The sequence below is a fragment of the Pseudomonas sp. BC42 genome (assembly GCF_021560055.1).
In the GTDB taxonomy this organism is placed as follows: domain Bacteria; phylum Pseudomonadota; class Gammaproteobacteria; order Pseudomonadales; family Pseudomonadaceae; genus Aquipseudomonas.
The window spans coordinates 515998-538297 of the sequence record NZ_CP091067.1 but is presented as its reverse complement, the minus strand read 5'-3'; the positions used below and the strand labels follow the sequence as shown (position 1 = coordinate 538297).

General features: G+C 64.5%; 14 protein-coding genes. 4 read left to right on the top strand and 10 right to left on the bottom strand.

The window, feature by feature from the left end; translation table 11 throughout:
* Positions 1-485: 485 nt before the first annotated feature.
* Both L1O02_RS02505 and L1O02_RS02500 read left to right on the top strand, forming a co-directional pair.
* Positions 486-1931, top strand: coding sequence for a cytosine permease (locus L1O02_RS02505; RefSeq protein ID WP_060841443.1), 1446 nt, complete (start codon positions 486-488; stop codon positions 1929-1931).
* Complete coding sequence (locus L1O02_RS02500) at positions 1928-2752, top strand: nitrilase-related carbon-nitrogen hydrolase (protein ID WP_235759492.1); 825 nt, start codon at positions 1928-1930, stop codon at positions 2750-2752. The genes L1O02_RS02505 and L1O02_RS02500 overlap by 4 nt, the downstream gene beginning before the upstream one ends.
* A 56-nt stretch (positions 2753-2808) precedes the next feature.
* Here the strand turns inward: L1O02_RS02500 and gbcB are convergent, their stop codons facing one another.
* Complete coding sequence (gene gbcB / locus L1O02_RS02495) at positions 2809-3909, bottom strand: glycine-betaine demethylase subunit GbcB (protein ID WP_060841445.1); 1101 nt, start codon at positions 3907-3909, stop codon at positions 2809-2811.
* A gap of 290 nt (positions 3910-4199) precedes the next feature.
* On the opposite strand from gbcB, the gene gbcA reads away from it, so the two are divergent.
* Positions 4200-5495 carry a glycine-betaine demethylase subunit GbcA gene (gene gbcA, locus L1O02_RS02490; RefSeq protein ID WP_060841446.1) on the top strand — a complete coding sequence of 432 codons (1296 nt, stop codon included), beginning with the start codon at positions 4200-4202 and terminating at the stop codon, positions 5493-5495.
* A gap of 195 nt (positions 5496-5690) precedes the next feature.
* Here the strand turns inward: gbcA and L1O02_RS02485 are convergent, their stop codons facing one another.
* The 9 genes from L1O02_RS02485 to L1O02_RS02445 all read right to left on the bottom strand — a co-directional run bounded on the left by L1O02_RS02485 (position 5691) and on the right by L1O02_RS02445 (position 21566).
* Positions 5691-6956, bottom strand: a complete 1266-nt coding sequence (locus tag L1O02_RS02485; RefSeq protein ID WP_060841447.1) for a metallophosphoesterase — start codon at positions 6954-6956, stop codon at positions 5691-5693.
* 47 nt (positions 6957-7003) lie between these two features.
* On the bottom strand, positions 7004-8872 hold the full coding sequence (locus L1O02_RS02480; RefSeq protein ID WP_235759490.1) for a hypothetical protein: 1869 nt from the start codon (positions 8870-8872) through the stop codon (positions 7004-7006).
* Between the two features lie 129 nt (positions 8873-9001).
* The gene (locus tag L1O02_RS02475) at positions 9002-12454 is read right to left on the bottom strand and encodes a GMC oxidoreductase (RefSeq protein ID WP_235759488.1); all 3453 of its coding nucleotides are present in this window, start codon (positions 12452-12454) and stop codon (positions 9002-9004) included.
* 1189 nt (positions 12455-13643) lie between these two features.
* Positions 13644-14414 (bottom strand): electron transfer flavoprotein subunit beta, encoded by a 771-nt coding sequence (locus tag L1O02_RS02470; RefSeq protein ID WP_060841450.1) that lies wholly within the window; start codon positions 14412-14414, stop codon positions 13644-13646.
* 9 nt (positions 14415-14423) lie between these two features.
* A complete protein-coding gene (locus L1O02_RS02465) occupies positions 14424-15644 on the bottom strand; it encodes an electron transfer flavoprotein subunit alpha/FixB family protein (RefSeq protein WP_060841451.1) in 1221 nt (406 codons plus the stop codon).
* Positions 15644-17593: a dimethylglycine demethylation protein DgcB gene (dgcB, locus tag L1O02_RS02460; protein WP_060844827.1), complete on the bottom strand. Its 1950-nt coding sequence runs from the start codon at positions 17591-17593 to the stop codon at positions 15644-15646. The genes L1O02_RS02465 and dgcB overlap by 1 nt, the downstream gene beginning before the upstream one ends.
* Before the next feature lie 227 nt (positions 17594-17820).
* Complete coding sequence (gene dgcA, locus L1O02_RS02455) at positions 17821-19881, bottom strand: dimethylglycine demethylation protein DgcA (protein ID WP_060841453.1); 2061 nt, start codon at positions 19879-19881, stop codon at positions 17821-17823.
* A gap of 15 nt (positions 19882-19896) precedes the next feature.
* Positions 19897-20427, bottom strand: a complete 531-nt coding sequence (locus L1O02_RS02450; RefSeq protein WP_016962810.1) for a 4-vinyl reductase — start codon at positions 20425-20427, stop codon at positions 19897-19899.
* 161 nt (positions 20428-20588) lie between these two features.
* Complete coding sequence (locus tag L1O02_RS02445) at positions 20589-21566, bottom strand: dipeptidase (RefSeq protein WP_060842023.1); 978 nt, start codon at positions 21564-21566, stop codon at positions 20589-20591.
* Positions 21567-21801: 235 nt separating this feature from the next.
* Between L1O02_RS02445 and L1O02_RS02440 the strand changes: the two genes are divergently transcribed.
* Positions 21802-22203 (top strand): lysozyme inhibitor LprI family protein, encoded by a 402-nt coding sequence (locus L1O02_RS02440; protein ID WP_235759486.1) that lies wholly within the window; start codon positions 21802-21804, stop codon positions 22201-22203.
* Positions 22204-22300 lie beyond the last annotated feature (97 nt).

Below are 22300 nucleotides of genomic sequence, written 5' to 3'. Positions count from 1 at the left end.
CGGCAAGCCGGCTCCTACAATAGCCAGCGCACCTCCCGCCCCGTAGGAGCTGGCTGGCCAGCGAAGAGGCCCCCAAGCCGGGCACCGATCTCACGGGCGCCTTCGCCGGCAAGCCGGCTCCTACAATTGCCCGCGCACCTCTCGCCCCGCAGGAGCTGGCTGGCCAGCGAACAGGCCCGCAACCCGGGCGCCGATCTCACGGGGGCCTTCGCCGGCAAGCCGGCTCCTACAATAGCCAGAGCACCTCTCGCCCCGTAGGAGCTGGCTGGCCAGCGAAGAGGCCCGCAAGCCAGGCGCCGGTCTCACGGGCGCCTTCGCCGGCAAGCCGGCTCCTAGAACGACACGCCCTCCTACACGGGAACTGGCTGGCCAGCCAAAGCATCAGTTCACAAATTCCTGAACTGATTATTTGCCCCTGCTGATTCAACATCTGCCACCTTTATCCGAGACTCCGGGGTCGACCTATAAAAACAAAGGCTCCACCCATGACGACTCAGTCTTGCGTCACCGAAAAGGCCCAGTCTCCCGGCCTTGCGATCGAAACCCGTTCCATCGACTACGTGCCGCGCAACGAGCGCCACGGCAAGGTCTGGCACCAGGGACCGTTCTGGTTCACCGGCAACTTCGTGCTCACCACCATGGTCACCGGCTTCACCGGCGCGGCCCTGGGCCTGGCCCTGCCCTACGCCATTCTGGCGATCGTCATCGGCGTGTGCCTGGGCACCTTCTGCATGGCCTTCCACGCCAACCAGGGCCCGCGCATGGGCCTGCCGCAGATGATCCAGTCCCGCGCGCAGTTCGGCCTGCGGGGCGCCATCGTGCCGTTCACCGCGGTGGTGTTCGTCTACATCGGCTTCAACGTGTTCAACGTGATCCTCGCCACCGACGCCATCAACACGGTGATTCCTGGGGCCCGGGCGCCCTGGTACAGCCTGATGATCGCCGTGGCGGTGCTGATCGCGGTGGTCGGCCATGACCTGCTGCATACCGTGCAGCGCTGGCTGACCTACGTGATGATCAGCGTGTTCGCGGTGCTCACCGTCAGCGCCCTGCTGACCCTGCAGGCCGACTCCGCCGTGGCCGATGCGCATTTTTCCTGGTCGGCGTTCCTGATCCAGCTGTCGGCCGCCGCCGGCTACCAGATCAGCTATTCGGTGTACGTCTCCGACTATTCGCGCTACCTGCCGCACCAGACGCCGTCGCGCCAGGTGATTTTCTGGACCTACCTGGGCGCCGCCGGCTCGGCCCTGTGGCTGATGTCCCTGGGGGCCTTCCTGGCGTCCGCCCTGCCCTCGCCGGACGCCATCGCCAGCGTGCGCGAAGTGGGCAACACCCTGATTCCCGGCTTTGGCACCTTCACCGTGCTGATCGCGGTGCCGGCGCTGGTGGGCATCATGGCGGTCAACTGCTACGGCGCCATGCTCACCGGCATCAGCGCCATTGACGGTTTCAAGTCGATCAAGCCCAACCTCAAGAGCCGGGTGACCGGCATCCTGCTGGTGGCGGTGGTGATCTTCCTGATCGCCATGAACATTCCCGAAAGCTACCTGGGCAGCTTCAACACCTTTGTCCTGCTGATGCTGTACTTCCTGGTGCCCTGGACCGCGGTCAACCTGGCGGACTTCTACCTGGTACGCAAAGGCCATTACGCCATCAGCCACATCTTCAATCCCGCCGGCATCTATGGCCGCTGGTCCAGCGCCGGGTTGCTGGCCTACTTCCTCGGCTTGCTGGCGATGGTGCCGTTCATGTCCCTGAGCTTCTATCAGGGGCCGCTGTCCCAGGCCCTGGGCGGCGCCGACATTGCCTTCGTGATTGGCCTGGCGGTGGCCGGGCTGGTCTACTGGGGCCTGACCCGTAACCTGGACCTGGAAGCCGAACGCCTGGCCATCCAGGCCAGCGAACAGCAACTGGAAGGAGGCGCGCAATGATCCCCCAGACATCCCTGAAAGTGGCCTGCCAGCAACTGGCACCACGGATCGGCGACCTGGACTACAACCGCACCCTCAGCACCGAGGCCATCCGCCAGGCCGCTGCCCGTGGCGCCCAGGTGGTGGTGCTGCCGGAACTGGTGCAGAGCGGCTATGTGTTCCGCGACCGGAAAGAAGCGCTGGCGCTCTCGGAAACCCTCGACGGGCCGACCCTGAGCCTGTGGAAAACCCTGGCCGAAGAGCTGCAGGTGGTGATCGTCGGTGGCTTCTGCGAGCGCCTGGATGAGGAGCGGGTGGCCAACAGCGCGGCGCTGATCGAGCCCGAAGGAACGCTGACGGTGTATCGCAAGGCCCACCTGTGGGATCAGGAAAACCTGATCTTCACCCCCGGCGACGAACCGCCACCGGTGGTGCCCACCCGCTTCGGGCCGATCGCCATGATGATCTGCTATGACCTGGAGTTTCCCGAATGGGTGCGCCTGCCGGCCCTGGCCGGGGCGGCGCTTTTATGCGCGCCGGTGAACTGGCCGGACGGCCCGCGCCCGGCCAGCGAACGCCCGGCGGAGATGATCCGGGTACAGGCCAACGCGGCGGTCAATCGGATGTTCGTTGCCGCTTGCGATCGCTGTGGCCAGGAGCGCGACGTTGACTGGGTGGGTGGCTCGACCATCGTCGATGCCGACGGCTATCCGCTGGCGGGCAAGGATCGGCACAGAGCCGAGCAGTTGCTGCTGGCCGAGCTGGACCTGGCCCAGGCCTGGCACAAGTCCATCAGTGAACATAACCATGTGCACCTGGATCGGCGCCCGGCGTTGTATTGAGCGCAAGGCCCGCGTGGGGTGAGTGAGCGGCTTGCTCACTCACCACCAGAGCGGGATCAGTATTCCACCCGCACGTCGCCCTTGGGCACGCTGCAGCAGGACAGGATGTAGCCTTCGGCTTCGTCTTCCTCGGTGATCCCGCCGTTGTGCTCCATCACCACTTCGCCGCCCAGCTTGAGCACCTTGCAGGTGCCGCAGATGCCCATGCCGCAGGCCTTGGGAATCATCAGGCCGAGCTTGGCCGCAGCGGCGTGCACGGTTTCCCCCGGGGCCACGCGGATGCTCTTGCCGGAGGCGGTGAACTCCACCTGATGCAGATCGGCCAGGTCCGGCTCCGGCGCCTCGGCCGCCTGTTCGGCGTGTTCCACGGCGTCGGCCCGGGCTTCGGGCGGGGTCGCGCCGAAGGATTCCTCGTGGTAGCGCGCCATGTCGAAACCGGCGGCTTCCAGCAGGCGCTTGACCGCATTCATGTAGGGCGTCGGTCCGCAGCAGAACACTTCCCGCTCCAGGAAGTCCGGGGCCATCAGCTCCAGCATCTTGTGGTTCAGGTAGCCGCGGTAGCCGGCCCAGGGCTCGCCCAGGCCGTGCTTCTCGCAGATCAGGTGCAGGCTGAAGTTGTCGATCCGCGAGGCCATGTGTTCCAGCTCGCGGTGGTAAATGATGTCCTTGGGTGAGCGGGCGCTGTGGATGAACACCATGTCGACGTTGCCGTTGGTGTCGTAGAACCAGCGCGCCATGGACATCACCGGGGTGATGCCGACGCCGCCGCTGAGGTAAAGCACTTTCGGGCTGGGGAAATCGATGGCGTTGAACAGCCCCACTGGCCCGTGCACCGCCAGCTCCTGGCCTTCATGCAGAGTGTCGTGCAGCCAGTTGGAGACCTTGCCCCCCGGCACGCGCTTGATGGTCACCGAAAAGCTGTAGGGCACCGACGGCGAGCTGGAAATGGTGTAGGAGCGCATCACCGGCTGGCCTTCGATCTCCAGCTCCAGGGTGACGAACTGCCCGGGCTTGAAGAAGAACATGATCGGCTGGTCGGCCATGAAGCAGAAGGTCCGCACGTCCCAGGTTTCCTGGATGACTTTGACGCAACGGACGATGTGACGGCCATTGGCCCAGGTCTGGGTGGTTACCGGGTTGAGGAAGGTGTTGGACATGCTGTTCTCCACGGCCGACTGTCGGCGTCTTGTCAGCGATTCTGCGTAAGGCTTCTCGCGCCCATTTACCTATCTGCGACATTCACATGCTTATCGCGACCAGCCCCCAGCTGCCGGGGCTGGCGCGTCGGGAACAGATTGGGCCATGTCGCCCATGGATAAGGTTCAAGGCGCCCGCGGACCCACACTCGCCTCAAACACGACAACCGATTTTTCGTGACTTGCGTAGCACCCACCGTAGCCACTATTTAATTCGCCGGCCGCACAGAACGGCCATGAGGACTTGAACGATGGACGTCACCGCAACCCTGAGCTTGGGCGATCCACTGGAACCTGCACGCAAGGCCACTGCACAGATGCTGCAGGAGCGCGAGCGGACCTTCTCCCTGCCGCAGCCCTTCTACTGCGATGAAAGGCTGTTCGATATCGACATGCAGGAGATCTTCCAGAAGGAATGGCTGATCGCCGGCATGACCTGCGAGATCCCCACCAAGGGCAACTACATCACCCTGCAGATCGGCAAGAACCCGATCATCGTCATCCGCGGCGCCGACGGCGTGGTCCACGCCTTCCACAACGTCTGCCGCCACCGCGGTTCGCGGCTGTGCACCAGCGACAAGGGCAAGGTCGCCAAGCTGGTCTGCCACTACCACCAGTGGACCTACGAACTGGACGGTCGCCTGCTGTTCGCCGGCACCGAGATGGGCGCCGACTTCGACATGAAGCAATACGGCCTGAAACCGGTGAACGTGAAGACCGCCGGCGGCTACATCTTCATTTCCCTGGCCGAGAACCCGCCGGCCATCGACGACTTCCTGGCGACCCTGGCCCATTACATGGAGCCCTACGACATGGAGAACACCAAGGTGGCGGTGCAGACCACCTTGCATGAAAAGGCCAACTGGAAGCTGGTGCTGGAGAACAACCGCGAGTGCTACCACTGCGGCGGCTCGCACCCCGAATTGCTGAAAACCCTGCTGGAATGGGACGACGTCACCGACCCGCGGGCCGACCAGGCGTTCAAGGACCACGTGGCCGCCTCCGCCGCCGCCTGGGAAGCCGAGAAGATCCCTTACGCCCACGCCAGCTTCGGCCTGCGCAACCGTATCGTGCGCATGCCGCTGCTCAAGGGCACCGTGTCCATGACCATGGACGGCAAGCAGGGCTGCGCCAAGCTGATGGGGCGGATCAAGAACCCGGACCTGGGCTCGATGCGCATCCTGCACCTGCCGCATTCGTGGAACCACTGCATGGGCGACCACATCATCGTGTTCACCGTGTGGCCGATCAGCGCCCAGGAAACCGTGGTCACCACCAAGTGGCTGGTGCACAAGGATGCCGTGGAAGGTGTCGATTACGACGTCGAGCGCATGCGCCAGGTGTGGGACGCCACCAACGACCAGGACCGGCGCCTGGCGGAAGAAAACCAGCGCGGCATCAACTCCACCGCCTACCAGCCGGGCCCGTACTCCAAGACCTACGAGTTCGGCGTGGTCAACTTCGTCGACTGGTACAGCGAGCGTATGCTGAGCAACCTCGGCGCGGAACCGGCGCCCTACCTCAAGGGCGTGCCGGTCACCGGCTGACCCCCCAGGCTCGGCAGCGGCTACAGGGTTGTGTAGCCGCTGCCGCAGGCTGCGAACCAGTTGGGCGGGATTGCGACGTAGCGCGCGTAAGGATCTTGCAGGCGACAGAGGTTCGTCTGGCGACCGTCAAGCAAGGTCCTGCGGACCTTGTCGCAGCCTCGCGGGCTCGGCAGCGGCTACAGGTTTTCAGGGGGTTCAGGGCCTTCGAGGCAGTGACCAACTGACCGCGCCGGTCTCGCCAATGAAGTCTTCGCTGATCTGCGCCCCATCCAGCTTCACCCTCACGTAACCGTTGCGCACCCGCAGCGGGTAGTTCGGATCATCCGCCGACAGGGTTTCAGACCACAGCACCTGAGGGTTGCCTTTCAATTCGCGGGTGACGCCATAGGGAATCGCCCCGTGGCCGATGCAGCGCCCGTACATGCCGTCCTTGGGCGCATAGCAGATGCCATTGTGCAGGTGCCCCCAGTACCAGTAGTCCGGCACCCGGCCCAGGGCCGCGACCACCTGCTTGTACAGCGCGGTCTGCTGCTGGCCGCTGATATCCAGCCCCTGGTGATGGCTGAGCAGCATGATCTTGCGCCCCTGGCCCTTGCTGGCCACCAGGTCCTTGAGCCATTGCTGCTGCGGGGGATTGAGGTTGCCGTCCATGTACAGGTTCATTTCGTCGGCGGCATAGGCGCTGTCCAGGCCGACGATCAGCCAGTGGCTGTTGAACAGGGTGAAGTAGCTGGTGCCCTGCTGCTGGGGAAACAGCGCGGCGATCTCGGCAAAGTAGCCATGGGCACCGCTGTACATTTCATGGTTGGAGTTGAGGCTGAATGACGCCTGGCGGCCCATGGGCCAATCGGCAAGGTCGGCGTTCTCTTCGCTGCCGGTACCGGCGTAATACACATCTCCCAGGTGGACGGTGAAATCCGCCTGGTCCTGCTTGATCAGGTCCGCCACCCGCTGCGCCGCCGAATGGGGCTGGAAGTAGCCGGTGCCCCAGTCCCCGGCCATGTCCAGCAGCACGTTGTCGGCCATCTCGATCAGCGCCGGGGTGGTGCCGAAGGGCGCGTGCTTGCGCAGGTTCTCGATCCAGTTGAGCAGCGCCTCGCTCCAGCGCAGGTCCAGCAGCTCCCACTGGCGACAACCCAACAGGGTGCCGTCCTTCATCACCTGGGTCTGCAGCTCGGCCACCGTTTGCGGCAGGGGCTTGGCGTTGCCCAGGTGCAGCACCGACAGGCCGTGGGCCAACTCCCAGGGCACCGGCGCCTGACCGGGGGGCAAGTCGCCGTGAATCAGGGCGTACTGCGCCTGGTCATGGGCGCGCTGCAGCAGTTGCACGATCGCCTGCAGCTCCGCCGGCTCAAGCTGGCTACGGAGTTTTTTCCAGGCCAGGTCGAGCCTGGCCAGCAGCCCGTCGACCCGGGCTTTCACCTGTTCGTATTCGTGTTCCAGATTACTCACAAATGACATGTCGGCATCCCTCTTGATGGTCCCTTTGCCCAAACGCCGAACGGGCGTCACAGGGTCTTCATGTACTCGATCAGTTGCCACTTCTGCTGCTCTGAAAGCTGCGTGCCATACAGGTGGCCGCTGTTGCTGTTGCCCTCCAGGTGGGTGTCGTACTTGAAGGAGCCCGGGCCCTGCAGCGTCGGGCCGCTGGTGACAAAGCCGACCTTCTGCGGGTCATACACATCCGAGCCGGTGTAGAACACCTGGGGCCGTAATTGCGGGGCCTGCAACAGGTCCCAGAGGCTGGGCACCGAGCCATTGTGCAGGTACGGCGCGCGCAGCCAGACGCCGTCGGTGGGGGTGTTGCTGTAGCTCTGGGTCTTGCGATAGGCGCCAAAGTCGAACGGCGGCTTCTTGAAGCCGTGGAAGGCCTGGACCAGCCCGGTGGTGAAGGAATCCAGGCGATGGGGATCGGTGCCCAGCGCCTGGATATTGGTGGTGACCTGGCCGGTGTCGGCCTTGCCGAAATCATGGCAACCGGCGCAGTTGGCTTCCCACAGCGGCTTGCCCTGGGCCACCTTGGCCTGATCGAGGGCGAACGGCCAGGCCGGCGGCTTGTGCCCCAGCAACCAGTTGGTGACCCGGTTGAAGCTCTCGGGCAGCACCGATTGCGGGGTCGCGCCCACGGCCATCGCCGCCGCGTAGTTGCGCTCGCGGATCTGGTTGTTGTTGCCGTCCCAGTGCAGGTACATCGACTCCCGGGGCTTCTGGTTCCAGATCTGCGGCAGGTCCACGGTGCCGATGGTGGAGTCGTCGGGGAAACCGAACACCACCATCTTGGTCGGGTTGAAGGTGTCGGTGCGCCCCGGCCCTTGCGGCGGCCGCAGCTTCTGCCAGGCGTAGGCCTGCTTCTGCTTGAGCAGCGCGCTCTTGGCCATGGGCATGATCAGGTAGCGGTTGTACAGGCGCTCGATGAAGCCCAGCTGGAACTTGGCGTTGATCGCGTTCATCAGCGCATCCACGGTGAATTTCGGATCGCTGGCGCAATCGTAGGCAAACCACTGGAAGGCCTGGAGCTGCATCAGGTTGGCCGGCGCCGTGGGCACCACCTGGGACACATCGCCGGCGCTGGCGCGGTAGGCACCGGTGTGGCACAGGGCGCAGTTGGGCTCCACCGTGGGGTAGCCGAGCTGCCGCTTGGCCATGCCCACCGGCAGGTCCCGGCCGTTCTCGTAGAGGAAGCCGAAGACTTCGTAGCCGCCGGGCCGGGGCAGTTTTTCCGGGCACATCTGTGGCAGCACGGCGAACAGGTAGTAGGGAATCCGCGCCTCGATGCCCAGGCCGATGGCGGCGTACTTGAAGTGGTCCTCGTCGGAGGCTTCCACCGGCTGCGGCACCTCGCGCAGCATGTTGACCCAGGTCTGGTAGCCGACAAACCCCAGCACCAGCAGCGTCACCAGGGCGCCGACACGAAAGCTGTGGCGCGCCCAGCAGGCGGCCCAGTGTTCACGCAAGGCCTGCAGCCCGGCACAGAGCAGGGCCCAGGGCCGATTGGCCGGGGCACTGCCCAGGTACAGCAGGAGGCCCAGCACCAGGAACATGCCGAGGTCGCCCATCAGCATGGGCACGAACACCTGGGACTGGTTGCTGGTGTTGATCAGGTAGATCCAGAACGCCACGGCGATCAGCCGCGACAGCACGCACAGCCAGGAATGCACCACGAAGCGCGGAGCGTTGCAGCCCGAAGGCATGTAGAACAGGCTGATGCCCACCAGCAGCATGCCGGTGTTTTCCAGCCAGGGATCGGACAGCACCGGCGGCAGGCCGACCACCGCGGTCAGCAGCGCCGGGGCAAACAGCGCCGGCAGGGCGAACACCATGTTCATGGCGATGCCCAGCCAGATGAAGCGTTGGAACCAGCGGATATAAGCGTTCATCTCAACCTTCCCTGCATCCATGTGTAGCGGCCGCCGCAGCCTGCACTCGACCTCGAAGCGTGCTTGCTGCGCTGCCTGTTCCCTGACCTGGCCCAAGCCCGCGGCAACCGCGCCGCGGGCCGGCCAGGATCAGCCCCGGGCGGTCTTGTCCAGGTGCGCAAGGATCAGCGGGTACACATCCACCACCGCGTTCTTGCCGAAAATGCAGTCGATGTGCCCATAACCCGGCACCACATGGCGGCTGAACAGCTCGGGGCCATGCAGCTGGCACAGGCGCTCGTAGGTCTTCTGCGTGCTTTGCGGCAGGTAACACTGGTTGTCGGCGCCGCTGATGAAGCAGATGGGCAACTTCAGCCGGTCGAAATGCGGCATGTAGACGTCGCGCCCCTTGAAGTCCACCAGGTGGCCCTTGCGACAGATCAGCGCCAGGTGCTCGAAGGTTTCGATGTTGGACGCGCCGAACAGCTCGTGCAGGTTGTCGTGCAGGGTCTGGTTGAGGGTGTCGTGGCGGTACAGCGAGGCGTACATGAAGGTGATGCGGTGGCACACCGGGTTGGTGCAGTAACCCTGGGCTTCAAGCCGGGCATAGCCGTTGAGGGCCGTGTCGTAGAGCTTGTTGAACCAGCTTTCCTTGCTGTCGGCATAGGCCGTCAGCGACTTGATGCCGATGGCGTCGAGCATGCCCGGCAGGTGCAACCCGGCCTTGATCCCGGTGGCGGCGGCCACCACGGTGTCGGCGGCGATCTGCGAGCAGACCACCGAACGCACGTCCTGCAGCCCCGCCAGCAGCGACATGAAGAAGGTCGTGGCGCCATAGCAATGCACCACGCATTGCACGTCCCGGGCCCCGGTCGCCTGCTTGATCTGGCCGATGGCGGCCTTGAAATCGTAGGCGGCGATCTGGTCGCCATTGCATTCCTGCTTGCTCGCCGGCAGCAGGATGCTGACCCGGAAATCCAGGAGCCAGACGTCATAGTCGTGCTTGCACAGGTACTCCAGCAGGTTGGTCTGGATGGTGTCGGTGGAGAAGATGTTGGAGCCCACGCCCAGCCCGTGCACCAGCATCACCGGGCCCTTGCTGCCGGCCTGATAACGGGTCAGGCGCAGGTGCACATGGTCCTCGGTCTGGAAGAAATGCACGGTCGGCACCGGCGCGTCCAGGGGGCGTTTCAGCCGGGGCGGCGCATCGGGGTTGAAGTAGATGTCCCCGGCGAAGACCCCGCCATAGCTCTCCCAGAGAATCCCGGCGAAAAACTTGCCAAAGCGCGCCAGGGCCTCGATGCGCTCGCGTTCGTTGCGCGCGTTGAGCACCTTCATGGTGGTCATCTGCCGGGCGAAGTCCGCCGGCAGGATGTGCATCACCCCGCTGCCCAGCACCGGAGCGTTCTTGTCCCGGCCGCGGTACAGGGTCACGTAGAGGGTGCTGGTGTCGGGCCAGATGTTCAGCACGCCGTGATCCTCGGGCACGGTCTTGAAGGCGCTGAAGAAATACTCGCTGCCGTCCTCGGCACTCAGGCGCATGTCGTAGTTCATGTGGCGCACGCCAACCTGCTCCTGGTACTCCTCGAACAGGTTGAACACGCCGTGGCTGGCCACCAGGGGCTGGGCCGACAACAGCGGGGCATTCAGGGTGCCGACCAGGGTCGCGGCGTGCTCGGGTTCCTTGATCATCCGGTCGAGGTCGGCGGCGGTGATGGTCAGGGTGAATTCGATGGGCGAGTTCTGCGCTTCTCCGCGCTGGGCCGCCGCCTGGTAGAGCGCCAGATCGGTGCCCTGGGGCTGGGTGAAGTCGGTGGAAAAGTAGCCCTTCATGGTTTCGGTGAACTGCACGCCCAGGGTCGGCGCCGGCACCGCCTTGCTCGGCGCCGAGGGCAGGCGGTAGTCGATCTTCCAGCCGCGGTCCTCGGCCAGCAGGCGCATGTTGCGCTCGCTGACCGCCGAGATGGTCAGCAGCGGATTGACCGCCAGTGACGTCGGAATCACCGCGCCGTCGGCCACATACAACCCGGGATAGACATCGCTGCCGCTGGCGCCGCAAAACACCTGGCCCTTGTGGTTGACCACGCCCTGCCCGGCATCCTCGCCCATCACGCAGCCCCCCAGCGGGTGCACCGAGACGATGCTGTGCTTGAGCAACTGGGTCCAGATCGGGTTCTCCACCCAGATCCCGCCCAGGGCCTGGGTGCACTGCTGCAGGCGTTCGTTGCCGAGGACCACATTGGGCTGCTCGCCAACGCCCGGCCAGTCGATGCGCAGCTGGTCCTGGTCATCGAGCAGCATGCGCCCGCGGCCGTTGTCGTGGCTCATGATCAGGTAGGTCTGCATGTTGTGCAGGGCGCCGTAGTAGGGCCCGCGCAGAAAGCTTTCGGCCTCGCGCTCCTTGTAGCCCAACTGACCGCTGAGGCTGTTGTCGGTGGCCTTGCCCAGGGTCCCGGCGAACAGCGCCATGCTCGGCACCATGGCCCGGCCCAGGGCGCCGGGAATCGAGCCCTCCTCGATCACCATGCGGCTGCGCCAGTCGCCTTCGGTGCGCAGGTCGATGACCGAGGTGATGCACGGCCCCACGGGTTTGAGCTCACTGGCCGAATGGGTGCCGAAGCCGATGCCATTGATGGTCTGCTCGCAGTTGTGCCCAAAGCCGAGGATGTCGCCGTTACCGCTCATGTGCTCACCCAACTGGTCCGAGGTGGACAGGCCCTTGGCCCTGGAGCGCAGGAGAATTTCCGTGGAGCCCAGGGTGCCGGCACTGAGCACGACGATGTCGGCCTTGACGAACAGGGTCGGCGCCGAGAACTTCTCGCGACCGCTGTCCAGGTACTGGAAGTGAACGATCCAGCCGTCACCGTCACGCTCCAGATAGCGCACCTGGGCCTGGCAGAAAATCTGCGCGCCATGGTTGCAGGCGTCCGGCAGGTAGTTCATCAGGGTGGTGTTCTTGGCCTTGTTGTTACAGCCCGAGACGCAGTCGCCGCAGTGGTTGCAGGGCAACTGCTCGACCCCGACATGGTTGAGGTTATTGGGCAGCTTGCTGAAGGTCACGTTGATCGGCGGCTTGTAGAAGTGCGAGCCCTGCTTGAGAAACTCCGCGGATTTGCGGTGAGCCACCAGCTTGGGCAAGGTCGGCGCCGACTCCGGATAGGGATTGGGCTTGAGCATCTCCCGGGCCCGGGAGAAGCCTTCCTTGAGCAGGGTGTCACGGTGTTCGCGCACCGCCTGGGGCCAGCGCGGGTCATCGAAGACTCCGGGTTCGGGTTCCAGGGCAACGTTGGCGTTGATCAGCGAAGTGCCCCCCAGGCCACAGCCCACCACCACGTTCTGCTGGGCGTTGACGTGCAGATCGAAGAGCCCGGTTCGCGAACCGATATGACCTTCGGGGTCATGCACCTGCAACTCCTCGGTGGCGCTGGCCAGGGTGTTGGGGTACTCGCCGGGCTGGATTTCCCGCCCCCGCTCCAGCAGGCAGACGCGGCGCCCGGCCCGGGACAGTCGGGAGGCGGCAATGCCGCCGCCATAGCCGGAGCCGATGACGATCACGTCGTAGTGTTCCTGGATCTCGCTGATGGGGGTCGCGATCCGAGTCATGGCGGAGTTCCTCTCAGGCAGATGGGGCAACTCGTGGGTTGCCTCTAATGGGTGCATCCGTTGACGCGCAGGCAGCCGCACAGGCAGGCCCAGGCGCCTGAAACATCAGCAGTGCAGTCAGTGACGGAACAAAGCGCAGGGCAGGGCTATAGGCGTGCGCGCTGGTTGGCGGCACGGCGACGGGTACGTCTAGGGAGGGGGGCCCCGGTCGGATAAACCTGCGATGAACGACAATCCATTGCCTGCGCTCCCTGAGCCGGATGTGGATAAGTTGCCGCTAAGTCCTTGATGCCTCAGTGAAGACAGGCCCATTGCCAGTGTCAAGAAAGCCCTTAGAACTGTATGAAATTTGACCTATTGCCGGGCACGCTATGAATCACAAGGGGTCCAGCCGTTGGCGAACACCTTATCCACACCTTGACCCACAGCAACTGTGGGCAAGTGCACTGGGGGTGGGGATAGTTCGTCGGCCAATGGCAATAAAAACCGTGACTTATGCAGAATCAGCGGTTTTGGACAGCATTGATCAGTTTTTGAACAGAAGCCTGAAAGCCACGTCTGCCGTGGCCCGCAGCGGAAGGCGAACACCTTATCCACAGAAAGGCCAACAGACTTTGGGGGCAACTGTGGTGAATGATCCGGCGCACTGTGGAAAACCCTTGAAAGCCGCGAATAATCGGGTTCATGGCGGGGTAACGGGTAGAAAAAGCCGCATTTGGCTGTTTTTTGATCAAAAGCCTGCAAGGCACGATCTGCAAGGCCTGTAGCGCTAAGCGAACATCTTATCCACAGAAGCGCCAACAGACTTTGGGGGCAAGTGCTGTGCAAAAGTCTCTGCGGCTGTTGCCCTGCCCAGGAAAAAAAGCCATGAAAAACGCCAGCTTAGCCTGATCAAATTTCGTACAGACGGCTACAGGGCTTGTTGCATAGGGGCTTGAGCAAGGCGCGAACACCTTATCCACAGGTACGCACACAGGGATTGTGAGTAACCCATCGCTACTCTTGTCGGAGCTGGCTTGCCAGCGAACGGCGGTGCCCAGAGATGTGCAAAACCATGACGCCCCCTTCGCCGGCAAGCCGGCTCCTACGGTAGGTGCAGGCGCGATTTCCCTGGTAGGAGCTGGCTTGCCAGCGAACGGCGGTGCTCAGAGCTGGGTGCACGGCCCGAGGGCTGTGCATAAACCTGAGCTCAGCGCACCACGCCTTCTTCGATGAGCAACTTGAGAATGGCCTCGGCGCCCGCCTCGGGGCTGACGCCCTTGAGGACCTGGCCGGTGCCACCGCTGGCCTTGGCGGTGGCGGCCTTCATGCGATCCGCACCGCTCTTGGCCTTGATCACCTTCAGGCGCTTGGGTCGGGGTTTGGCCGGTTGCAGGCTGGAGGTGGTGAACAACTCGTCCTCTACCACCATGACCTGATCGGCCTGCAACAGACCACGGCGCGCCGGGCCGTAGGCGCTCTGGCGCGGTTTCGGCGCAGCGTTATCCACAGTGGCAAGGAACGGCAGGCGCACCTTGAGCCGGCGCCGCTGGCCACGGGGCAAGGCTTGCAGCACATGGGCCACGCCGTCGGCCAGGGACTCGACTTGCGCCAGCCCCACCACCAGGGGCCAGCCCAGGTTTTCCGCCAGCAAAAACGGCAGCATGCCGGAGCCTTCGCCGGTTTCCGCCTGGCTGCCGGTAAGCACCACCTGGGCGCCCGCCTCGCGCAGGTACTGGGTCAGGATCGGCAGGGCATCAGCGCCCGCTGGCTGTTCCAGCACGTGCAGCTGTTCCAGGCCCATGCCCAGGTAAGCACGCAGGGCCGGTTCGGCGACGTCGCCGGCATGCAGCACCTGCAGTTTGTCCCCCGCCAGTTGCAGGCCCAGTTCCACCGCGCGGGCGTCCTGTTCGGCGCGCCGTGGGCGGCCGGAAGTCGGGTGCGCGCCTATCGATACCAGGCTGATCACATTGCTGTTCATAACGTCCCCTTAAGCCGCATCGCGCTTGGCGTCGTTGCGGTAGGCCGCTACCGCCGCGATCAAGGCCCTGAGAATTTCCGCGCTGTCGCCAATCACCGACAAGTCGGCGCGCTTGATCATGTCGCAGCCCGGATCGAGGTTGATCGCCACCACCTTGTCGCAGGCGCCAATGCCTTGCAGGTGCTGGATCGCCCCGGAAATCCCCACCGCCACATAGACCCGCGCGGTGACCCAGATGCCGCTGGCCCCCACTTGCCGGTCACGGGCCATGAAGCCGTCGTCCACCGCCACCCGCGAGGCGCCTTCGGTGGCGCCCAGGGCCGCGGCGGTCTGGTGAAACAGTGGCCAATCCTTGACCCCGTTGCCCCCGGAAAAGATGAATTCGGCCTCGGCCATGGGAATCGCCGCCGGGTCCACCGCCACCGCACCCAGATCCTCGATGCGCGCCAGGCTGCGGGCCACGCTTGTGGATAACTCCACCGGCAAGGCTTCGTGACGGGTTTCGCTGACCGGCTCGGCGCATTCGGCGGCGGCCAGGATCAGGCGTGGCGCCGGCCGCGCCAGGTCCTGCAGGCCGGCACCGGCCCGGCCGATGCACTGCCCGTCCTTGACCTGCCAGACCCGGGTCGCCGGGCGTTCGCCCAGGGCCGCGGCCAGGCGCCGGCCCAGTTCGCCGCCACCGGTGCGGCTGTCGGGCAGCAGCCAGTGACGCGGGCTGAACTGGTTATCCACAGCCCGCAGGCCCTGCACCCGTTGTTCCGGTGCATAACCGTCGAACTCGCTGCCAGGCAGCACCAGCAGGCGGTCGACGCCCGCGGTGGCGAAGGCCGACTCCTTGTGCTCGCCAAACACCACTGCCAGCACCGCGCCGTCCTGGCCCGCCAGTTGCCGGGCCAGGCCCAGCAGGTCGCGGTCGTGGCTGCTCAGTCGGCCGCCGACCATGTCCGGCACCACGTTGATGTAGAACGCCGGTTGCGCCACCTGATGCAGCGGCAACTGCACCTCGGCCGCCGCCGTGCGCTTGGCACTGCCGCCCTGCTGGGCGCCGCTGCGGTCGATGCGCTTGAGGCCGTTGGGGCCGATGAAACCGATGCCATGGGGGTTCTTGCGGATCAGGCCATTGGGCCCCATCCAGCTGTGCTGCGCCGGCTGCATGGCCGCATGCAGCGGGTGCAGGCGGTTGCGGGCGATCCACTCGGCGCGGGGATCGCGGCGGATAATCTCGCTCATCAATGCACCTCCGCAGGTTCGGGTTTCACCGCCGCCGGGGCTTTGCCCGGGGCGACGTCTTCGAGCAAGGCATCGGCCACCAGCTCGGCGATGTCCTTGATCATCGGCCGTGGCTCCACCACCCCTTCGAGCATCGCCGTGCACTGTGGACAACCCACGGCCACCAGCTCGGCGCCGGTCTCGCGGATGTCTTCCATGCGCATGTCGGGAATCCGCTGCTTGCCCGGAATGTCGGTGATCGGCGCGCCGCCGCCACCGCCGCAGCAACGGGAACGGAAGCCCGAGCGCTGCATTTCCTTGATCTCGATGCCCAGGGCCCGCAGCACTTCGCGCGGCGCTTCGTACTCGCCGTTGTAGCGCCCCAGGTAGCAAGGGTCGTGATAGGTCACGCTGCTGCCCTTGTGCTGGCCCAGGTTCAGTGCACCGGCGTCGATCAGCTCAGCCAGGTAGGTGCTGTGGTGCTGCACCAGATAGTGGCCGTTGAAGGCGCCGTATTCGTTCTTCAGTACATGGAAACTGTGGGGATCGCAGGTGACGATGCGCTTGAAGCGGTACTTGGCCAGGGTCTGGATATTGCGCTTGGCCAGCAGCTGGAAGGTCGCTTCGTCCCCCAGGCGCCGGGCCACATCGCCGCTGTCGCGCTCTTCCAGGCCGAGCACGGCGAAGTCCACCTTGGCCGCCTTGAGCACCTTGACGAAGGCCCGCAGGGTGCGCTGGTTGCGCATGTCGAAGGCGCCGTCGCCGACCCAGAACAGCACGTCGGTACTCTGCTTGTCGCTGAGCAGGGACAGGTTCAGGTCCGCCGCCCAGTTCATCCGTCCGCCGGGGTTGAAGCCGCCGGGGTTGTCGGTGGCGATCAGGTTTTCCAGGACCTCGGCGCCCTTGTTCGGGGTCGCGCCCTTCTCCAGGGTCAGATGGCGGCGCATGTCGACGATGGCATCGACGTGCTCGATCATCATCGGGCATTCCTCGACGCAGGCCCGGCAGGTGGTGCAGGACCACAGGGTCTCGGCGTCCACCAGGCCGTTGACGATAGGCTGGTGCGGATGGCCGCCGTGCTCGCCGATGGGCTTTCCTGGATAGGGACTGCCGGCGAACTGCGCGTCGGTGCCACCGGCCAGGCCGACCACCATGTCCTGGATCAACTTCTTCGGGTTCAGCGGCTGGCCGGCGGCGAAGGCCGGGCACGCCGCCTCGCACTTGCCGCACTGCACGCAGGCATCGAAGCCCAGCAGTTGGTTCCAGGTGAAGTCCTTGGGTTTTTCCACGCCCAGGGGCGCGCTCGGGTCTTCCAGGTCCAGCGGCTTGAGGCCGGTGGAGCGGCCGCCGCCAAAGCGCTCGGCGCGGCGGTGCCAGGCCAGGTGCAGGGCGCCGGCGAAGGCATGCTTCATCGGCCCGCCCCAGGTCATGCCGAAGAACAACTCGGACACGCCCCACAGCACGCCGACCGCCAGGATCGCCGCCAGCACCCAGCCGCCGAAGTGTTCCGGCAGGATCCCGGCCACGGGCAGGGTCACCACAAAGAAACTCACGGAAAACGCCAGCAGGCTTTTCGGCAGGCGCATCCATGGGCCCTTGGACAGCCGCGCCGGCGGGTTGCGCCGACGCTTGGCGACAAACAGCGCGCCAACGAACATCAGCGTGGTCGCCAGCAGCAAGGCGTAGCCAAGGATGCGGTTATGCAGGCCGAAACCATGCACCAGGATCGCCAGCACCGCCGCCAGGACAAAGCCGCCCGCCGTGGCCACGTGGGTGTTGGCCATGTACTTGTCCCGGGCCACCACATGGTGCAGGTCCACCATGTAGCGCTTGGGCATGGCCAGCAAGCCACCGAGCAGGTCGACCTTGGAGGCCCGCCCCTGGCGCCACAGGGCCACGCGCCGCAGCGCGCCGAGGACCGCAAGGCCGACGGCGGCGAACAACAGAATGGGAAGAAGGGTGTTCAACATCACAGTCACCTTACAGTCAGCTGCAAGCGGCAAGCTTCAAGCGGCAAGAAAGAGCAATGTGAGCAGTGCTTTCGCTTGCAGCTTGCAGCCGGAAACTTGCAGTTGCCGCTAAAAATCCTCACAGAGCCGAGTGCGTCCTATCGACCGCGGGCTTCCAGCAGCAAGAAAGAGCAATCGCGAACGCCTGCTTCAACTTGCCGCTTGCAGCTTGAAACTGGCCGCTGCCGCTAAAAGTCCTTGCACAGGCGCAGTGCGTCGTAGATCGCGGCATGGGTGTTGCGCTGGGATACGCAGTCGCCGATGCGGAACAACAGGTAGCCCTCCCCCGTCTCGCTCAGGCACGGCTGCGGCTTGATCGCGAACAGCGCCTCGACGTCGATCTGGCCCTTGTTGCGCGAACCTTCCTTGAGCCCGTAGTAGAGCTCCTCGTCAGGACGCACGCCGTTTTCCACCACCACCTGGTCCACCACCCGCTCTTCGCGGGCGCCGGTGTATTCGTTCTCCAGCACCGCCACCAGCTTGTCGCCCTCGCGGTAGACCTTCTCCAGGGTCAGGTCCCCGGTCATGATCACTTCCTTGGGGTACAGGCTGCGGTAGTAGGTGGGGAACGAGGTGCCGCCGACGGCGATGCCCGGCTTGATGTCATCGGTGACGATCTCCACTTGCGAGCCCTTGTCGGCGATGAAGTCGGTGACCGACATGCCGGTGAACTCGCAGATGGTGTCGTAGACCAGCACGTTCTTGCCCGGCGCCACCTTGCCGTCGAGGATGTCCCAGCTGCTGACCACCAACCCTTCGGCGGCGCCCCAGTGTTCGTTCTGCTCGATGAACGGATGACCGCCCACGGCCAGCACCACCACGTCGGGGCGCAGGTCGAGGATGGTCGCGGTGTCCGCCGCAGTGCCCAGGCGCAGGTCGACTTTCAGGCGCGCCAGTTCCAGCTGATACCAGCGGGTGATACCGGCGATCTGGTCCCGTTGCGGGGCCTTGGAGGCGGTGGTGATCTGCCCGCCAATGGCGTCCTTCTTCTCGAACAGGGTCACGTCGTGGCCACGTTCGGCGGCGACACGGGCGGCTTCCATACCGGCAGGACCGGCACCGACCACCACCACCTTGCGCTTGATGCCGGTGGTTTTCTCGATGATGTGCGGCACGCCCATGTACTCACGGGAGGTGGCGGCGTTCTGGATGCACAGCACGTCCAGGCCCTGGTACTGGCGGTCGATGCAGTAGTTGGCGCCGACGCACTGCTTGATCTGGTCGATCTGGCCCATCTTGATCTTGGCGATCAGGTGCGGGTCGGCCATGTGGGCGCGGGTCATGCCGACCATGTCGACGTAACCGCCTTCGAGAATCCGCGTCGCCTGGTTCGGGTCCTTGATGTTCTGTGCGTGCAGCACCGGAACCTTGACCACTTCCTTGATGCCCGCCGCCAGGTGCAGGAACGGCTCCGGCGGGAAGCTCATGTTGGGGATCACGTTGGCCAGGGTGTTGTGGGTGTCGCAGCCCGAGCCGACCACGCCGAGGAAGTCCAGCATGCCGGTGTCGTCGTAGTACTTGGCGATCTGTTTCATGTCCTCGTGGGACAGGCCGTCCGGGTGGAACTCGTCACCGCAGATACGCATGCCGACGCAGAAATCGTCACCGACTTCGGCGCGCACCGCCTTGAGCACTTCCAGGCCGAAACGCATGCGTTTCTCGAAGGTGCCGCCCCATTCGTCGGTACGCTTGTTGACCCGCGGGCTCCAGAACTGGTCGATCATGTGCTGGTGCACCGCCGACAGTTCGACGCCGTCCAGGCCGCCGGCCTTGGCCCGGCGCGCGGCCTGGGCGTAGTTGCCGATCACCCGCCAGATCTCTTCCGGCTCGATGGTCTTGCAGGTGGCGCGGTGCACCGGCTCACGCACGCCGGACGGCGACATCAGGGTCGGCCAGTTGAAGCCGTCCCAACGCGAGCGCCGGCCCATGTGGGTAATCTGGATCATGATCTTGGCGCCATGCTTGTGCATGGCGTCGGCCAGGTTCTGGAAGTGCGGGATGATGCGGTCGGTGGACAGGTTCACCGAACTCCACCATTCCTGGGGACTGTCGATGGCCACCACCGAGGAACCACCGCAGATGGCCAGGCCGATGCCGCCCTTGGCCTTTTCTTCGTAGTACTTCACATACCGTTCGGTGGTCATGCCGCCGTCAGTCGCGTAGACCTCGGCGTGGGCGGTACTGAGCACGCGGTTGCGGATGGTCAGTTTGCCGATCTGGATCGGCTGGAACATCGCTTCGAAAGCCATTTGTCTTAACTCCGCTTACAACGGTTTGACGACGAACAGGCCATCGTCGTGGCCTTCTTCGGAACCACCGTAAACCTGCTCTGCCACGGTGCGGATCTTGCTGCCACGGGCGGCCAGGATCTGGTCCATGGCGCCGGCGAACCAGCCGGTGAACATGTAGTCGACCTTGCGCCCGACCTTGCCGTACACGTAGACGAACGCCGAGTGTTCGAGCTTGACGCTGGCGGTGCCTTTATCCAGGTCGATGTCCTGGATCTTGAACAGCCCCCAGCCGCGCTGGGACAGGCGCTTCATGTAGTGCTCGAACACTGCGACGCCTTCCAGGCCGTGGCATTCAGCTTCTTTTTCGCACCAGTGCCAGGCGGATTTGTAGCCGGCCTTGTAGAGGATCTCGGCGTAGGCCTCGGCGCCCAGGACTTCCTCGATGCCCATGTGGTTGTTGACGAAGAAATGCCGCGGCACGTAGAGCATCGGCAGGGCGTCGGAGGTCCAGACACCGGTTTCGCTGTCGACTTCGATAGGCAGTTGCGGGGCGATCTTGGCCATGTTTCAAAACTCCGGAATTCTGTGGATAAGTACGTCTGTAGCCGCTGCCGAAGGCTGGGAAAAGGCTCGAAGAGCCTTCCGAGGGCCGCAACAGCGCGTCTCCTTCGGAGCCGATCGCAGCCTGCGGCAGCGGCTACAGGAATGTGCTGTGGGGGGTGGTCTTACTCGCCCCAGACGTCCTTGAGGACATTGACCCAGTTCTCGCCCATGATCTTGCGCACCACGCGCTCGCTGTGGCCGCGTTTGAGCAGGGTTTCGGTGAGGTTGGGAAACTCGCCCACGGTGCGGATCCCCAGGGGGTTGATGATCTTGCCGAAGTTGGTCAGCCGGCGGGCGTAGCCCTTGTCGTGGGTCAGGTATTCGAAGAAGTCCTGGCCGTGGCCCTGGGTGAAGTCGGTGCCGATGCCGATGGAATCCTCACCGACGATGTTCATGGTGTATTCGATGGCTTCGGCGTAATCGTCGATGGTCGAATCGATGCCCTTGGCCAGGAACGGCGCGAACATGGTCACGCCGACGAAACCGCCGTGGTCGGCGATGAATTTCAGCTCGGCGTCGGACTTGTTGCGCGGGTGTTCCTTGAGCCCGGACGGCAGGCAGTGGGAGTAGCACACCGGCTTCTTGGATTCGAGAATCACTTCCTCGCTGGTCTTGGAACCGACGTGGGACAGGTCGCACATCACCCCGACGCGGTTCATCTCGGCGACGATCTCGCGGCCGAAGCCCGACAGGCCGCCGTCGCGCTCGTAGCAGCCGGTGCCTACCAGGTTCTGGGTGTTGTAGCACATCTGCACGATGCCCACGCCCAGCTGCTTGAACACCTCGACATAACCGATCTGGTCTTCGAAAGCGTGGGCATTCTGGAAACCGAAGAGAATGCCGGTCTTGCCCACTTCCTTGGCCTTACGGATGTCCGCGGTGGTGCGCACCGGCATCACCAGGTCGCTGTTTTCGCGGATCAGTTTCTGGCTGGCGGCAATGTTGTTGACCGTGGCCTGGAACCCTTCCCAAACCGACACCGTGCAGTTGGCTGCGGTCAGGCCGCCCTTGCGCATGTCCTCGAACAGCTCGCGGTTCCACTTGGCAATGATCAGCCCGTCGATAACGATGCTGTCGGCGTGTAATTCGGCTGGGCTCATCAGGCTGTCCCCTTGTTGGCGATTCATGCGCCGAATCGTCTGCCGGCGCTTTGGGGTCAGCATATGCTTGAGGGCCGGGGCGCCTGGGTGCAAAAACGACAGGGGAATTGCCGAAAGCGTCAAGCACCGACAAAGGGCCGGACGGAGGGCACCGGCCACCTCTGTTCTTTGCCGGGGGCTTGCGCCAGAATTCGCCGCTTCAACGAAAGCATCACTGGATGAGGGCAGCGCTGCAATGAAACCGATCTTCCTGGCCTTGTTACTGATAGCGACCGGCGTACAGGCGGCCGAAGAGACCGACAACACGCCCTGCGACGGGGTGGAAAACGACGTGCAGACCCTGGAATGCGCGACCTACAACCGCACCACCGCCGAGCAATTGCTGAGTGACAACGTGCAAAGCCTGCTGGAACGCCTGGGCACCTTGTACGGCAACGACAAGGCGCAACTGGCCGACATCAGCGCCAAGGTCAAGAACGCCCAACAGTTGTGGCTGAAGCAGCGCGAAGCCGACTGTGCGATGGAATCCTTCCCGGCCAAGCCCGGGACCAAGGCCTACACCATCGCCACCAACGATTGCCTGGCGCGGATGAGCGACGAGCGTTCGGAATTCATCGAATCCATCGCCCAGGAATGACCCGCTAGCGCCGGCAGGAGCGGGCTTGCCCGTAAAAAACGCCCTGCCGAACCCGGTGCGGCGGTTGCTGGGGTTTCGCGAGCAAGCTCGCTCCTGC